The sequence below is a fragment of the Streptomyces sp. SP17BM10 genome, from assembly GCF_036322405.1.
In the GTDB taxonomy this organism is placed as follows: domain Bacteria; phylum Actinomycetota; class Actinomycetes; order Streptomycetales; family Streptomycetaceae; genus Kitasatospora.
Genome location: NZ_JAQYXB010000637.1, coordinates 163,952 through 180,110, shown reverse-complemented (window position 1 = coordinate 180,110; position 16,159 = coordinate 163,952). Strand labels below are relative to the sequence as shown.

12 protein-coding genes are annotated in these 16,159 nt (G+C 74.5%); 9 read left to right on the top strand and 3 right to left on the bottom strand.

Annotated features, from left to right (window positions below; all coding sequences use genetic code 11):
* Positions 1-113 precede the first annotated feature (113 nt).
* From PUR71_RS27895 to PUR71_RS27865, 7 genes are all read left to right on the top strand, one after another.
* The gene (locus tag PUR71_RS27895) at positions 114-1,487 is read left to right on the top strand and encodes an amino acid permease (protein WP_329929895.1); all 1,374 of its coding nucleotides are present in this window, start codon (positions 114-116) and stop codon (positions 1,485-1,487) included.
* 40 nt (positions 1,488-1,527) lie between these two features.
* On the top strand, positions 1,528-2,751 hold the full coding sequence (locus PUR71_RS27890; protein WP_329929894.1) for an arginine deiminase: 1,224 nt from the start codon (positions 1,528-1,530) through the stop codon (positions 2,749-2,751).
* A gap of 22 nt (positions 2,752-2,773) precedes the next feature.
* On the top strand, positions 2,774-3,778 hold the full coding sequence (argF, locus tag PUR71_RS27885; RefSeq protein ID WP_329929893.1) for an ornithine carbamoyltransferase: 1,005 nt from the start codon (positions 2,774-2,776) through the stop codon (positions 3,776-3,778).
* Positions 3,779-3,780: 2 nt separating this feature from the next.
* On the top strand, positions 3,781-4,725 hold the full coding sequence (locus tag PUR71_RS27880) for a carbamate kinase (RefSeq protein ID WP_329929892.1): 945 nt from the start codon (positions 3,781-3,783) through the stop codon (positions 4,723-4,725).
* Complete coding sequence (locus PUR71_RS27875) at positions 4,722-5,495, top strand: ribosome hibernation promotion factor (RefSeq protein ID WP_329929891.1); 774 nt, start codon at positions 4,722-4,724, stop codon at positions 5,493-5,495. Before PUR71_RS27880 ends, PUR71_RS27875 begins: the two co-directional genes overlap by 4 nt.
* Positions 5,496-5,640: 145 nt before the next feature.
* Complete coding sequence (locus PUR71_RS27870; protein WP_329929890.1) at positions 5,641-6,438, top strand: universal stress protein; 798 nt, start codon at positions 5,641-5,643, stop codon at positions 6,436-6,438.
* Positions 6,439-6,463: 25 nt separating this feature from the next.
* Complete coding sequence (locus PUR71_RS27865) at positions 6,464-7,255, top strand: universal stress protein (protein WP_329929889.1); 792 nt, start codon at positions 6,464-6,466, stop codon at positions 7,253-7,255.
* 309 nt (positions 7,256-7,564) lie between these two features.
* On the opposite strand, the gene PUR71_RS27860 is transcribed toward PUR71_RS27865, so the two are convergent.
* Positions 7,565-8,092: a dsRBD fold-containing protein gene (locus tag PUR71_RS27860; protein WP_329929888.1), complete on the bottom strand. Its 528-nt coding sequence runs from the start codon at positions 8,090-8,092 to the stop codon at positions 7,565-7,567.
* 350 nt (positions 8,093-8,442) lie between these two features.
* Here PUR71_RS27860 and PUR71_RS27855 point away from each other — a divergent pair, with 350 nt between their 5' ends.
* A complete protein-coding gene (locus PUR71_RS27855) occupies positions 8,443-9,324 on the top strand; it encodes a YhjD/YihY/BrkB family envelope integrity protein (RefSeq protein WP_329929887.1) in 882 nt (293 codons plus the stop codon).
* 40 nt (positions 9,325-9,364) lie between these two features.
* Here PUR71_RS27855 and ppsA read toward each other — a convergent pair whose 3' ends face one another.
* Together ppsA and PUR71_RS27845 are read right to left on the bottom strand one after the other, a co-directional pair.
* Positions 9,365-11,728 carry a phosphoenolpyruvate synthase gene (gene ppsA, locus PUR71_RS27850; RefSeq protein ID WP_329929886.1) on the bottom strand — a complete coding sequence of 788 codons (2,364 nt, stop codon included), beginning with the start codon at positions 11,726-11,728 and terminating at the stop codon, positions 9,365-9,367.
* A 398-nt stretch (positions 11,729-12,126) separates the two neighbouring features.
* Positions 12,127-15,060, bottom strand: coding sequence for a cation-translocating P-type ATPase (locus PUR71_RS27845; protein WP_329929885.1), 2,934 nt, complete (start codon positions 15,058-15,060; stop codon positions 12,127-12,129).
* A gap of 379 nt (positions 15,061-15,439) precedes the next feature.
* Between PUR71_RS27845 and PUR71_RS27840 the strand changes: the two genes are divergently transcribed.
* Positions 15,440-16,156, top strand: coding sequence for an ABC transporter ATP-binding protein (locus PUR71_RS27840; protein ID WP_329929884.1), 717 nt, complete (start codon positions 15,440-15,442; stop codon positions 16,154-16,156).
* The last annotated feature ends 3 nt before the right edge of the window (positions 16,157-16,159 follow it).

Sequence of the window (16,159 nt, the reverse complement as noted above, 5' to 3'; positions counted from 1 at the left end):
AGGAGGGACCGTTGTCCCCTGCTGCGGCGGGCCCCGCCCTTCGAGGATCTACCTCAGTGAACGCGGCCCCCCGGCCGCACCCCTCTTCCGGCCCGTCACGAAGGAGCGCCCCCATGCCCACAGCCGACCAGGGAAGACCACCGGCCGACCGGCCACCACGGCAGGGCGGGTCGTTCGGGCTGCCGGCCGCCACCGCACTCGTCGTCGGCAGCATCATCGGCACCGGGGTGTTCGCCCTGCCCTCCGCCCTCGCGCCCTACGGGCCGATCGCGCTGGTGGCGTTCGTGCTGGTGACCGTCGGCGCGCTCGCGCTCGCGGCCACCTTCGGGCGCCTCGCCGAACGCGTGCCCGGCAGCGGCGGCCCGTACGTCTACGCGAGGGAGGCCTTCGGCGAGTTCACGGGCTTCCTGACCGCCTGGTCCTACTGGATCACCGCCTGGGCCGGGAACGCGGCCATCGTGGTGGCCTGGGTCGGCTACGTCGAGGTGTTCGTGAACAAGGGGCACCACACCTGGGGGTCGGTCGCCATCGCGCTGGTCGGACTCTGGCTGCCCGCGGTCGTCAACCTCGCCGGCGTGCGCAGCATCGGCGCTTTCCAAGTGGTCACCACCGTCCTGAAGTTCCTCCCGCTGGCGTTCATGGCGACGGCCGGACTGCTGTTCGTCAGGTCCGGCAACCTCGGTGCCTTCAACGCCTCCGGCACCTCGGCGGTCGGGGCGGTCTCGGCGGCCGCGGCGATCGCCCTGTTCAGCTACATCGGGCTGGAGACCGCCTCGGTGGCCGCCGGGCGAGTCCGGGAGCCGCGGCGCAACGTGCCCCGGGCGACCGTCTACGGCACGCTGGCCTGCGCCGCGATCTACCTGCTGGGCACCCTCGCGGTGTTCGGGACCGTCCCGCACGCGCGACTCGTCGGCTCGACCGCGCCGTTCACCGACGCCCTCAACACCATCGCGGGCGGCACCTGGGCGGGGAACCTGGTAGCCGTCGCGGCGATCGTCTCCGGGCTCGGCGCGCTCAACGGCTGGACGCTCATCTGCGCCGAGATGCCGATGGCCGCGGCCCGCGACGGCCTGTTCCCGGCCGCGTTCGGCCGGACCCGCGGCGAGGTGCCCGCCTTCGGGATCGTCTCCGCGACGGTCCTCGCGTCGGTGCTCACCGTCGTCAGCTACACCCGGTTCACGAAGGTCTTCACCGAGATCGTGCTGCTGAGCGTGCTCACCGCCGTCATCCCGTACCTGGTGTCCGCCGCCGCCCAGCTGTACTGGCTGGCCCTGCGGGGACGCGCGGAGCTCGACCGGCGGCGGTTCGCCCGGGACGTCACCGTCGCCGTCCTCGCGCTGGTCTTCTCCTACTGGTCGATCCAGGGCAGCGGCTACCAGACCGTCTACTACGGCCTGTTCACGATCCTGCTCGGCATCCCCGGCTACATCTGGCTCAAGCGCCCGCACGCCGTGCGGTTCGGCCGGGACCCGGCCACCCGGACCTGAGCGCGACGTCCACCAGCACCGAGCACGAAGGAGTACCACCATGTCCGTCCTGCGAGTCGATTCCGAGGCCGGCCGCCTGCGCCAGGTGATCCTGCACCGCCCCGGCCTGGAACTGTCCCGGCTCACCCCGCGCAACGTCGACGGGCTGCTGTTCGACGACATCCTGTGGGCCAAGCGCGCCCGCGAGGAGCACGACGCGTTCGCCCAGGTGCTGCGCGACCACGGCGTGCGCGTCCACCACTACGCCGAACTGCTCGGCGAGACCCTCGAACTGCCGCCGGCCCGGGCCTGGCTGCTCGGCCGGGTGGTCACCCCGGCCACCGTGGGGCCCGCCCTGGTCGACCCGGTCCGGGAGCTGTGCGGGGAACTGGACGGCCGGACGCTGGCCGAGTACCTCATCGGCGGCGTCCTCAAGGACGACCTGCCGCTGCGCGACCCGCACAGCCTGTTCTGGCACACCCTCGGCGCGCAGGACTTCGCCCTCCCGCCGCTGCCCAATCACCTCTTCCCGCGCGACAACTCCTGCTGGATCGGCGCCCGCTACAGCCTCAACCCGATGGCCCGCCCGGCCCGGCGGCGCGAGACCCTGCACACCGCCGCGATCTACCGCTTCCACCCGCTGTTCGCCGAGACCGCCCCGCCGCTGCTCGACGGCACCGACCCCGAGCCGGGGACGACCGTCGAGGGCGGGGACGTCCACGTCGTCGGCGAGGGGGTGGTCATGGTCGGCATGGGCGAACGGACCACCCCGCAGGCCGTCGAACAGCTCGCCCGGAACCTGTTCCGGTTCGGCACCGCCCGGCGGGTGATCGCCGTTCGGCTGCCCGAGAGCCGGGCGTTCATGCACCTCGACACCGTCCTGACGATGATCGACCGGGACACCTTCGTCCGCTACCCCGGGCTGGCCGAACCGCTGCGCTCGTGGACCGTCGTGCCCGCCCCCGACCGGCCCGCCGGCCTCGACGTGCGCCCCGACCAGGACCTCGCCCGCTCCCTCGCCGAGGCGCTCGGCCTGGAGGGGGTCCGCTTCCTCTCCGCCGACCAGGACGTCCGCGCCGCCGAACGCGAGCAGTGGGACGACGGCAGCAACTTCCTCGCCCTGGAACCCGGGGTCGTCGTCGGCTACGAGCGCAACACCACCACCAACACCCACCTGCGCAAGCAGGGCGTCGAGATCGTCACCATCGCCGGGTCCGAACTCGGCCGCGGCCGGGGCGGCCCGCGCTGCATGAGCTGCCCGATCCAGCGCGACGCCGTCCACTGAACCCACCCGAGGAGCCACAGCCATGACCGTCGACCTGCGCGGCCGCCACTACCTGAGCGAACTGCACTACACCGCCCCCGAGATCCACCACCTCCTCGACCTCGCCGCCGAGCTGAAGGCCGCCCGCCGGGCCGGCACCGAGACGCCCCGGCTCACCGGCCGCAGGATCGCCCTGATCTTCGAGAAGAACTCCACCCGGACCCGCTGCGCCTTCGAGGTCGCGGCGGCCGACCAGGGCGCCACCACCACCTACCTCGGCCCGGACGGCTCGCACATCGGTCACAAGGAGAGCATCGCCGACACCGCCCGCGTCCTCGGCCGGATGTACGACGCCATCGAGTACCGGGGCTTCGAGCAGGACGCCGTCACCGAACTCGCCCACCACGCCGGCGTGCCCGTGTACAACGGCCTGACCGATGCCTGCCACCCCACCCAGAGCCTGTGCGACGTCTTCACCATGCGCGAGCACAGCGGCCGGCCGCTGACCGGGATCTCCTTCTGCTACCTGGGCGACGCCCGGAACAACACCGCCAACTCGTTGCTGACCATGGGTGCCCTGCTCGGCACGGACGTGCGGATCGCCGCGCCCCGCGCGCTGTGGCCGCAGCCGCAGGTGGTCGCCGCGAGCCGGCAGCTCGCCCTCGGCAGCGGTGCCCGGATCACCCTCACCGAGGACGTGGCGGAGGGGGTGCGCGGCGCCGACTACCTCTACACCGACGTCTGGGTCTCGATGGGCGAGGCTCCGGAGAAGTGGCGGGAGCGCATCGAACTGCTCCGGCCCTACCAGGTGAACGCCAAGACCCTCGCGGCCACGGGCAACCCGGACACCGCGTTCCTGCACTGCCTGCCCGCCCTGCACGACCGCCGCACCGACCTCGGCGCCGAACTCGCCGAGGAGCACGGCGAGGACGGGCTGGAAGTCACCGACGAGGTCTTCCGTTCGCCCGCCAGCCTGGTCTTCGAGCAGGCCGAGAACCGCATGCACACCATCAAGGCGATCCTGGTCGCCACGCTCGGGAGGGACTGATCATGCGCATCGTCGCCGCACTCGGCGGGAACGCCCTGCTCCGCCGGGGCGAACACCCGGACGCCGAGGTCCAGTTGCACCACGTCCGGGAGGCCGCGCGCTCGCTCGCCGAACTCGTCGAGGCCGGGCACGAGGTCGTCGTCACGCACGGCAACGGACCGCAGATCGGCCTGCTCGCCGTCGAGAGCGAGACCGACCCGGCCCTGACGGCGCCCTACCCGCTGGACGTCCTCGGTGCCCAGACCCAGGGCATGATCGGCACCCTGCTCGCCCGGGAACTCCTCGCCCGCCTGCCGGGCCGGGCGGTGGCCGTGTTGGTCACCCACACCGAGGTCGATCCGGACGACCCGGCGTTCAAGCACCCCGCGAAGTTCATCGGGCAGCCGCTGACCGACCGCCAGGCCGTCCGGCTGACCCGCGAACTCGGCTGGTCCACCGCGCAGGACGGAGCGGTCCGGCGCCGCGTCGTGCCCTCGCCCGAGCCGAAGGCGGTGCTCGAAGCGCCCGTGGTGCGGCAACTCCTCGGTGGCGGCACCGTCGTCATCTGCGCGGGCGGCGGCGGAGTGCCGGTGGTCCGCAACCGGACCACCGGCCGGACGACCGGCGTCGAGGCGGTCGTCGACAAGGACCGCACGGCCGCGCTGCTCGCCGAACAGCTCGACGCGGACGCGCTGCTGATCCTCACCGACGTCACCCACGTGTTCACCGGTTTCGGCACCTCCCGGCCCCGCCCCCTGCTCACCGCCACCCCGGGGCACCTACGCCGGCTCGACCTGCCCGAGGGCTCGATGCGGCCCAAGGCCGAGGCCGCGGCCTCCTTCGTCGAGCGGACCGGCGGCCTCGCCGGCATCGGCCCGCTCGACAACGCCCTCGGCATCCTCCTCGGCACCACCGGGACCACCGTCCGGACCTCCTCGGCCGCCGTCCCGAACGGAGCACGCGCATGAACCCGCCGCAGAGCCCGCCCGCCGTCGACGTCGAGATCACGACCCGGGGGGCCGTGTCCTCGGCCGCGCCCGACTACGCCCGGGCCAAGGTGCGCGCCGTGCTCGGCCGGATCCACGAGCCCGTGCTCGCCGTCCGGGTGAAGCTCACGCAGGAGGCGCACCACGCGATCGTCCGTCCGTCCGTCGCCCAGGCCGTGGTGGACCTCGACGGACGGCCGGTCCGCGCGCACGTGGCCGCCGCCACCATGCAGGAGGCCGTCGACCTCCTCCAGGACCGCCTCCTCGCCCGGCTCGACCGGGCCCGCCAGCGGCACCACCCCATCTCGCACGGCGTCCGGGTCGGGCCCGGTCGGGAGGACCACCGCCCGCAGCACGTCCCGCGCCCGCCGCAGGAACGGCGCATCGTGCGGCGCAAGTCCTACGGTCTGCGCCGGGAGAGCCCGTTGACGGCGGTGCTCGACCTGGAGGCCATGGACCACGCGTTCCACCTGTTCACCGACGCCGCGACCGGCTTCGACGCCGTCGTCCACCGCGACGAGCACGACGGCACCCACCGGATCGCCTCGGCCGGCGTGCTCGCCGCCCCCGTCCCCGGGCTCGGCGTGAGCACGGACGCGGTCCCGGAGCTGACGGTCGCGCAGGCGGCGGACCGCCTCGGCCTCACCGGGGCGCCGTTCGTCTTCTTCACCGACACGGCCACCGGACGGGGCAACGTCCTCTACCACCGCTACGACGGCCACTACGGCCTCATCACCCCCGCGGAGGCGTGAGCGCGCGGGCCGGGCCGGGGCGGGTGGTCCCGGGAACGGGGGCCGCTGGTCCCGCCCCGGGCCGGCCCACCCGGTCCTGGCGCCGGCCCGCGGCCGGCGGGACGATGAGTGTGGCCGTTCGTCGAACCGGAAGGAGATGGCCGTCATGGAACTGCCCGTCACGGTGGGGGTCGACGGCTCGTCCGCGAGCCTGCGGGCGGCCGACCTCGCCGCGGAGGAAGCCCTGCTGAGGGGGCGCGGGTTGCGCGTCCTGCACGCGTTGCCGCTCATGCCGCACCTGCTGTCGGGGCGGGACACCCGCCCCCGGTGCGGCGAGCGGAGCGCACTCGCGCAGGTGCGGCACGTGCTGGCCGTCCGCCACCCGGAGCTGGCGGTGCGGGCGGAGGAGGTGCACGACGTCGCCACGGCTGCCCTGGTCGCGGCGGCGGAGGAGGCCGAACTGCTGGTCCTGGCCGCGCGCGGGGACGGCGGCTTCCCCGGACTGCGCGTGGGCGCGACCGCCCTCCACGTCGCGGCGCGGGCCGGCTGCCCGGTCCTCGTGACCCCGGCGGCCGAGGACCCGGTGCCCCGGGACCACGTCCTCGTCGCGGTGAACGCCCGCTGCCCTGCCGGGGCGGCCCTCGACTTCGCCTTCGACCTGGCGCGCCGGCACGGGCTGGCGCTGCGCGCGGTGCACGCGTGGCCGCCCGGAGGTCCTGGCCGGTCGGAGCGCGAACTGCTCTCGACCGCCCTCGCGCCCTGGCGGGCCGCGTACCCGGACGTGCCGCTCACCGAGGACGACGAACCGGGCGGCGCGGGTCAGGTGCTCGTCGAGGCGTCGGTGAAGGCCCGCTTCCTGGTGCTCGGCCGGCGCCGGAGCACCCCGGTCGGCCGACTCGGGCCGGTGGCCCACGCGGCGCTGCACCACGCCGGGTGCGCGGTCGCCATCGTGCCGGAGTCCTGAAGCGTCGGGAGGGAGGAGTCGGACCATGTCCTTCGAAGTCGTGGCGGGCGTCGACGGTTCCGCGCCGAGCGAGGCCGCCGCCCGCTGGGCCGCGTACGACGCGTACCGCCGGGGCTGCGGGTTGCGCCTGGTCGCCGTCACCCGGGACACCCGGGCGTTCGGCGATGACGCGCCGCAGGGAATGCCGGGGTTCGTGCCGGTGCTCCGGGAGCACCTCGCGGACCTCCTGCCCGAACTGGCGATCACCTGCGAGGCCGTCCCGGGCACACCGTGGAGCGTCCTGGCCTCCGCCGGCCGGCGGAGGGGCCTGCTGGTGCTGGGCTCGCGCGGCCCCGGCGGCCCGGCCGGACTCACCGGCTCCGTGGCACTGCGGGCGGCGACCGAGGCGCACTGCCCCGTCGTCCTGGTCCGCCCCGGAGCCGAGGACGCGGAAGCGGGCCGGGGCCCGGTCGTCGTCGGGGTCGAGCCGGACCGGCCGTGCGACGAGGTGCTCGACTTCGCCTTCGCGCAGGCGGCCCGCTGCGGGGCCGGCCTCCGGGTCCTGGCGGCACGGGACCGGGGAACCTCCGCAGGGGAGCCGGGGCTCGGAGAGGCCGTGGCCCGCCCTTGGGACACGTACCCGGACGTCCGCGTCACGAGTGAGGTCACGGGCCGGTCCGCCGTCAGCGCACTGGTCGAGGTCTCCCGGACGGCCGCCCTGGTCGTCCTGGGCCGTCGTATCCGCCGACTACCCCTGGCCGCTTTGAGATTGGGACCGGTGGCCCACGGGGTGATCCACCATGCCCACGGCCCGGTGGTGATCGTCCCGCATCCGTGAGCAGGGGTCGGCCGGCCCCTCGCCCCCGTCAGTCCTGCGAGCGGTCGTGGCGGCGCCGGCCGGACCAGCCGGTGGACCCTCGTCCACTTGGAGACGGACCGGACACCGGGGATGAACGGCACGGGTACGAGGGCCGGGCCGAGCACCGCCATGATCGCCCAGACCTCGGCGCCCGCGTTCTCCGAGGTCTTGAGCGGGTCGATCCGGTGCCAGAAGGTGTACAGCCTCAGCCGGGCCTGCCCGGGTGGTTCCCGGTCTCGCACGCCGGCACGCGACGTGGGCCGACCGTGTGGCCGGCCGCCGACCCGGTCAGTCCTCGTCGGCGGGCGCGTTGGCGGCCGAGTCGGAGAGACCGGCGCGCAGGAGCCGGTGGCCGAGGTCGATGAGGGCGCGGGCGGCGGCGTACTCGTCGCCGATCTCGGGGACGGGCGGGTCGTGGGGGCTGCGGCGCGCGGTGGTGTGGCTCTCCAGGACGTTGTCGCCGGTGTCGAGGACGGCGTGGACCTTGGTGTCGTCGCCTTCCTCGAAGATGTCGAGCCGCAGGGTCCACCGCTTGGTGCGCATCGTCGTGGTGCTGTTCGTGGTCATGTCGGTCTCCCGGGGCTCCAATGCCGAGCGTGTCCTTGTGGGGTTCAGGCCGCGGTCTCGGGCAGCGCGCCGGCGCTTGCGGGCGCTCGACGGCCGCGGCCTGGTGTCGTGCGGTTCGCAGGCCGTGCCGAGGATGACGCGTCCGGTGTCCGGCAGCACCTGCGGGCTGAAGCGGGACACCGCGATGGTCCGCCCGCGGGCGGTGTGCATCAGCTGTCGGCCGGTGGCGCGGGTGTCGTCGGTCAGCACGGCCGTGCCTCCGGGGTCCAGGGCCCGGCACGGGAACCGGGCCTCCGCCATCCATGGGACCGCCGCCTGCCGCCGGTCGGCAGGGCCGTTCGGCCCGCCACAGGGCCCCATCGGCGGGGCGGGACCCACCGTGACCGCCTGAGCGGGCCTCCGGTGGATGCCTCTGGCTGGCCGGGAACGGCCGGGGTGCCCAGGATCGGGGTAGGGCGCTGCTCCTGGCACCCGGCACGGACCGAGCGGGTGGGGCGACGGCGCCCGGATCTCCGGAGGCCCAGACGACACGGATCAGCCGCGAGACCATCCTGAGGACGGCGACCTTCTGGCTCCGCCCGGCCTTCGCGCTGCGCGTGGTGAACCGGTTCCAGCGACTGGTCGGTTTCGACCGCTCGATGGCCCTGGCCTCCGCAGGGCTGACGGCACTGGTGCCGTTGGCCGTCCTGTGCAGTGCCCTCGTCGTCCGCTGGGGCGGCAAGGACGTCGCCGACCGCGTCATCGACCGCTACGGCCTCACCGGGGACGGAGCCGACGCCGTGCGCCACGTCCTCTCCGTCTCGTCCTCCACCGGGGAGTCGGCCACCGCGGGCGTCTTCGGAGTGGTGTTCCTCCTCATCTCGGTGTCGAGCTTCGCGCGGGCCGCCCAGAGGCTCTTCGAACAGGGCTGGGAACTGCTGCCGCTGAGTGTGCGCAACACGGTGAACGGCCTGAAGTGGATCGTCCTGGTGGCCGTGTACGCCGCGCTGAGCGGCTGGCTCCACGCCGTGCTCGGCCGCCGGCCGCTGGAGCTGGCCGCCACCGTCGTCGAGGCGCCGCTGACCGCCGTCTTCCTCGTCTGGGGCGGCAGGCTCCTGTCCGCCCGCCGGATCCCCGCGCGCGACCTGGTGCCGTTCGGGTGCATCGGAGCGACGGTGCTGGGCGCCTACTCGGTGGCCATGGCCGTCTACCTGCCCCAGCTCTTCAATTCCTACGCCAACCGCTACGGCGCGATCGGAGCGGTCTTCGCCATGCTCTCCGCCCTCTTCGGGGCCATGTTCGCGACCGTGGCCTCGGCGGCGCTCGGACGGGAGGTGCAGGACGAACTCGCCAGGATCCACCGCGGCGAGCGCCCGCCCGACAACGAGGTCCGCCAGCAGTGGGAGACGGTGCTCCGGCACGCGAGGTCACGCTGGCGGACGAGCCGCGGCCAGACCGTCCTCGGCCGCGTGCGCAGGGGGCGTCGGGCACGCGGCGGTTGACCGGAAGTCAGAGCACGTCCTGTCCGCCGGGGCAGGCGCCTCAGCCCGCCGCTTCGGCGGCGGCCACCGCCCGCTTCACGGCGGCGAAACTGTCCGGGGTGACGGAGACGGCGTCGATCCCGGCCTGGACCAGGAACCGGGTGAAGTCCGGGTCGTTGCTCGGGCGCTGGCCGCAGAGGCCGACGTGGCGGCCGGCCGCGTGGGCGGTGGCGATCAGCGATTCGATGCTGCGGGTGACGGCCGGGTTCCGCTCGTCGAAGAGGTGGGCGAGCAGGCCTGAGTCCCGGTCGACGCCGAGGGTGAGCTGGGTGAGGTCGTTGCTGCCGATCGAGAAGCCGTCGAAGCGCTCGGCGAACTGCTCGGCCAGCAGGATGTTCGACGGGATCTCCGCCATGACGTAGACCCGCAGGCCGTTCGCGCCGCGCGTCAGACCGTTGTCGGCCATCACCGCGAGGACCTCGTCGGCCTCCTGCGGGGTGCGACAGAACGGGATCATCACGACCACGTTGGTCAGGCCGAGCTCGTCCCGGGCCCGGCGCAGCGCCCGGCACTCCAGGGCGAAGCCCTCGCGGTACCCCGGGTCGTAGTACCGGCTCGCGCCACGCCAGCCGATCATCGGATTGGCCTCCGTGGGCTCGAACGGGGTGCCGCCGACCAGCCGGGCGTACTCGTTGGTCTTGAAGTCGCTGGTGCGCACGACCACCGGGTCCGGCCAGCGGGAGGCGGCGATGCGGGCCACGCCGTGGGCGAAGCGGTCCACGAAGTAGTCGGTCCGGTCGGGGTAGCCGTAGGTGAGCTCGTCCACGGTCCGCCGGTCCTCGGCCGTCAGCCGCTCGGGGTGGACGAGCGCCATCGGGTGGATCCGCACCTGGTGGGCGACCACGAACTCGGTGCGGGCCAGCCCGACGCCGTCCGCGGGCAGGCGCCACCAGCGGAACGCGGCGCCCGGGTCGGCCAGGTTGAGCATGACCTTGGTCCGGGTGGCCGGCAGCGAACCGAGGTCGGTCTCGGTCGACTCGTACGCGACCCGGCCCGCGTAGACGTGGCCGTCCGCTCCCTCGGCGCACGAGACGGTGACCTCCTGTCCGTCCGTCAGCACGGCGGTGGCGGAGCCGGTGCCCACGACGGCCGGCACACCCAGTTCGCGGCTGACGATGGCGGCGTGCGAGGTGCGCCCGCCGTGGTCGGTGACGATCGCGGCGGCGCGCTTCATCAGCGGCTCCCAGTCCGGGTCGGTGATCGCCGTGACCAGGACGGCCCCCTGCGGGAAGCGCTCCAGCCCGACCGGTTCGGCCAGCGCGCACACCGGCCCGGCGCCGATCGCCTCGCCGACCGCGATGCCGTCCACCAGCGGGTCGCCGGTGCCGGTCAGCCGGAAGCGGCGCAGCACCTCGCCGTGGCGGCGGGACTGCACGGTCTCCGGCCGGGCCTGCACGAGGAACAGCTGCCCGCTGATGCCGTCCTTCGCCCACTCCAGGTCCATCGGGCAGCCGTAGTGCTCCTCCACGGCCACCGCCCACTCGGCGAGCGTGCGGATGTCGCCCTGGCCCAGCACCGGCCGGGCCCGCTCGTCGGGGTCGGTGTCGACGGTCGTGGTGGAGCCGTTCCCGGCGTACACGGCCTTGCGGCGCTTGGCCCCGAGCCGCACGTTGACCACCGGGTCGAGGTGATGGTCCTTGAGGACGGGCTTGAACACGGTGTACTCGTCCGGGTCGACCTGGCCGCTGACCACCGTCTCGCCCAGTCCCCACGCGGCGCTGACGACCACCACGCCGGGGAAGCCGCTCTCGGTGTCCAGGGTGAACGCCACGCCCGCGCCGGCGAGGTCGGAGCGGACCATGAGCTGGACGCCGACCGACAGGGCGAGCGAGAGGTGGTCGAAGCCCATCCGCTCGCGGTAGTCGATCGCCCGGTCGGTGAACAGCGAGGCGAAGCAGCGGCGGCAGGCGTCGAGGAGCGCCCCGGCGCCGCGGACGTTGAGGAAGGTCTCCTGCTGGCCCGCGAAGCTCGCCTCCGGCAGGTCCTCCGCGGTGGCGCTGCTGCGCACGGCGATGTCCGGGTCCTCCCGCCCGGCTTCGCGGGCGAGCCGCTCGTACGCCTCCACGACGTCGTGTTCGAAGGCGGGCGGCAGTGGAGCGGCCAGGACGGCGGACCGGATCGCGGCGCCCACCTCGGAAAGCGGGGCACCGGCGTGCAGCCGGTCGACCTGCTCGGCGACCAGTTCGTGCAGGCCCCCGGCGGCGAGCAGCTCGCGGTAGGCGTCGGCGGTGGTGGCGAAGCCGTCGGGCACCCGGACCCCGGCGGGGCCCAGGCCGTTGATCAGCTCGCCGAGCGAGGCGTTCTTGCCGCCGACCAGGCCGACGTCCTCCCGGCCGAGGTCGCGGAAGCGGATGACACGGCGCATGGCGTCCTCCAGACGCGCTGGCAGGGTGCGCCCGACGGCGTCGACGCGCCGGGGGCTCCGTCCCTGCCACTGTCCGCCCGGCACACCGGCGCGGGGCAGTGCCGCAGGCCCCCGTCCGAAGGCCCGGTCGGTCGTCCCACCAGGGCCGTTCGGCCTCCTCGCCGGCCCTCGCCCAGCCGCGTCGGAAGGCCTTGCGGGCGCTGTGGGCCCCGGCGCCCAACGCGATCACCCGGGCGCTCCGCAGGACGGAGGCCGCAGGGACCACGAAGGCCAGCAGGAGGCAGCCGGCGTGCCGACGAGGGGGCGGCCCGGCGCGGTCGGCCTTGCGAAGGCGAGAGGGGCCAGGCGGAGGCATCGGCGACGGCGTCGTATGTGAGCACCCCGAACTGCCGTGGCCTTCACCTCGCCCGGTGGCCGTGCTGGGCGGCGACGCGGTGGGCGTGCGCGACGATCTCGGCGGCGGCGTGCTCGCCGACGCCGAGTGCGTGGGTGAGCCGGTGGGCGCTCCAGCCGTGCCGGGCGAGCAGGACGGGCAGGGGGTGGTGCGGGGGCTGCCCGGTCGGGACCGGTGCCGGGACGGGTGGTTCGGGTGTCGCGGCGGGTGCCGGTGCGGCCTTGCGGTGCCGGACGACCGCGCGGCGCAGTTCGTCCGCGCCCCAGACCAGGAACGGGAACGGTGCCACGGTGAGGAGTTGGGCGGGGGAGAGGGCCGCCGTGCCGAACACGCCGTGCAGCGCGGGCAGGTAGACGATCGCCGCGGCGAACACGAGCGAGAAGCCGATGCCTCCGAGGAGCTGGCGGTTGCCGAGGACGCCGACGGCCCGCAGGGGGGCCCGGTCCGTCCGGGCGGCGAAGGCGGTGCCGATCTGACAGGCGACGATGCCCAGCCACGCGACGGTGGTGGCCTGCTGGTAGTGCAGGTGCAGCGGGCTGCCGGGGCCGGTGGGGTCGCCGGGGTGCCAGCCGCCGAGGTGCAGCGTGAGGAAGTAACCGCCCATGACCAGCGCGGCGGAGATCAGGCCGAGGAAGCCCCATGCCCGGGCGAGCATGGCCGGGCGGATCACCCGCTCCGAGCGGGGCCGGGGCGGTCGGTCCATCAGCCCGGGTTCGGCGCGCTCGCGGCCCAGGGCGAGGGCCGGGAGGGTGTCGGTGCCGAGGTCGATGGCGAGGATCTGCATCACGGTGAGCGGCAGCGGCACCGCGCCTCCGGCGAGGGCGAAGACGAGGAACGGGACGACCTCGGGCACGGCGTGGCTGAAGATGTACACGATGAACTTGCGGATGTTGTCGTACGTGCGCCGCCCCTCCTCCACGGCCGCCACGATGGTCGCGAAGTTGTCGTCGGTGAGCACCATGGTGGCGGACTCCCGGGCCACCTCGGTGCCGGCGCGGCCCATGGCGACACCGATGTCCGCGCGGCGCAGCGCGGGTGCGTCGTTGACGCCGTCCCCCGTCATGGCGACGGTGTGGCCCTCGGCCCGCAGTGCGTCGGCGATCCGGAGCTTGGCCTCCGGCGAGGTGCGGGCGAAGATCACCTCCTCGCCCCGGGCCAGCAGCGCGTCCAGGCGGTCGTCGCCCAGTGCGTCGAGCTCGGTGCCGGTGACGATGCGCATGCCCCGCCGGCCGATGCCGACCTGCTCGGCGACGGCGGCCGCGGTCAGCCCGTTGTCCCCGGTGACCACGTGCACGGTGATTCCGGCCCGGTGGGCCTGCCCGATGGCGTCCGCCACCTCGGTCCGGGGCGGGTCGGCCATGGCGACCAGACCGGTCAGGCACAGGTCGCGCTCGGCGTCCTCGCGCCTGGCCGGGGGCGCCGCGCCCGGCGGCAGTGCCCGGCGGGCCACGGCGAGGACGCGCAGTCCGCGCGCCGCCAGCCGGCCGACGGCTTCGACCACCGCGGTGCGGTCGCCGGGGGTGAGCGGGCGTACGGTGCCGTGTTCGAGCAACTGCGTGGCGTGGGTGAGCACTTCCTCCGGGGCGCCCTTGGTGTGCAGGACGGTCGTGCCGTCGCGGGCGTCGGCGGTGGTCATGAGCTTGACGTGCGGGTCGAAGCGGAACAGCGCACGGCGCTCGTGGTCCCGGGCGTCCGGCGGCCGGCCGGTGCCGAGCCGGGCGGCCAGGTCGAGGAGGGCGAGCTCGGTGGGGTCGCCGTGCCCGGCCTCCGGATCGGCGGTGGTGCAGGTGGCGGCGGCGTCGGCGAGCGCGAGGACCGCCCCGTCCGGCGTGGGCACCTCCCCGTCCGGGGGCGCACCCGGGGTCCACACCGCGGTGACCCGCATCCGGTTCTCGGTCAGCGTGCCGGTCTTGTCGGTGCAGATCACCGTGGTCGAACCGAGGGTCTCCACGGCGGACAGCCGCTTGACCACCGCACCGCGCCGGGCCAGGTCGCGCACCCCGGAGGCGAGCGCCAGGGTGATCGTCGGCAGGAGGCCCTCCGGCACGTTGGCGACGAGCAGGCCGATGGCGAAGGCCACGGCCGCGCTGAGGGAGAGACCGGCCGCCAGGCCCATCGGGAGGAAGGCGAGTCCGACCCCGACCGCGATCACGGCGATCAGCCGGGCGACCCGCTTGACCTGCTGCTCCAGCGGGCTCTCCTCGCGGCGGGTGCGCTGGCTCAGCGCGGCGATCCGGCCGAGCTCGGTGTGCATGCCTGTCGCGGTCACCACCGCGCGGGCCTGCCCGCCGGTGCAGGCGGAGCCGGAGAACAGGAGGTCCCGGGCGTCCAGCAGCGGACCGGAGGCGTCCGTGAGGTCGGCGGAGCGGAACACGGGGACGGACTCGCCGGTCAGCGTGGAGAGGTCCACCTCCACCCCACCCGACAGCAGCCGGGCGTCGGCCGAGACCCGGTCGCCCTCCTCCACCACCAGCACGTCGCCCGGCACGAGGTCGGTCGCCGGCACCGGCCGCGGGCGGCCGCCCCGGACGACCGTCGCCTCGTCGGGCAGGAAGTCGGCCAGGGCCTCCACCGCACGCTCGGCCTGCCGCTCCTGGGCGAAGGCGAGCGCGGCGTTCAGGAGGATCACCGCCACGATCGCGGCCGCCACGTTCGGCGCCCCGCTCGCCGCCGCCAGCACGGCGGCGAAGGCGAGCAGCAGCGCCAGGGGGTGCGTGAACTGGCGGGCGAGCTCGCGCGGCCAGCGGCGCGTCTCCCGGCGCGTGAGCGCGTTGGGCCCGTAGACGGTCCGGCGCCGTGCGGCCTCACGCTCGGTGAGCCCGCCCGCGGACGTCCGGAGGTCTCGGAAGAGACGGTCGAGGGGCTCGCGTGGATCGGGAGCTCCCTCGGCCGGAGGGGGAGGGGCGGCCGCGAGAACGGCCCGGCCGTCGCCGGTCACGGCCGGCCCCGCTTCTTCGCTGCGGACCCGGGGCGGGCTTCGGAGCGTTCACCGGTCGTCATCACGTCCTCCGCGGGTGGTACGGCCCCCACGCCACCACCGTAGGAACGGTCCCCGCCCCGGCAGCAGGGCCGACCGGCCCCCTCGGCCGGGGGTCCTGCGCACCCCTCGACGGGCACCCGTCGGCCCCTGCCCGTGCACGGCGACGGCGGCGAGAGTGGGCGGTGAGCCCGATTCCCGAGGAGGTGGCGGAGATGATCCGCATCAAGGTCGTCATCCGGCCCCGCCTGCAGCAGCCCCCGCCCCTGGACATGCGCACGCCGTCCGGAAGGCCGAAGCCCTACTGACACCGCTGGCACCACTGACACCGGGATCCGCCATGAACCACCAAGGACCGCTGCTGGCCGCGACCGGGGTCCGCAAGGTCTACCGCACCGGGGCGGTCGAGGTGACGGCCCTGCGCGACCTCGACCTGACCGTCGGACGCGGGGAACTGGTCGGTGTCATGGGCCCGTCCGGCTCGGGCAAGACCACGTTGCTCAACTGCCTGTCCGGCCTCGACGACATCGACGCCGGCCGGGTCGAGGTCGACGGCCGCGACCTGTTCGCCATGTCGGACGCCGAACGCACCGAGCACCGGGCGAGGGCCATGGGCTTCGTCTTCCAGGCCTTCAACCTGATCCCCGTCTTCTCGGCCGCCGAGAACGTCGAACTCCCGTTGCTGCTCACCGGCACCGCACCGCGCGAGGCCCGCGCCCGCGCCATCGGCATGCTGGAGCGGATCGGTCTCGCGGACCGGGTGACGCACCGTCCGAGCGAGTTGTCCGGCGGTGAGCAGCAGCGCGTCACCATCGCCCGGGCCCTGGTCGCCCGTCCGGCGGTGGTCTGGGCCGACGAACCCACCGGGAACCTGGACAGCACGATGGCGGACCAGGTGATGGACCTTCTCACGTCGCTCAACCGCGACGAGGGCCAGACCATCGTGCTGGTCACCCACGACGAGGCGATCGGCCGCCGGCTCCCCCGCCTGGTGCGGATGCGCGACGGGCGCCTGGTCTCCGACCACCGCCGGGCCGTGCTCCAGGACGCGGGGTGAGCC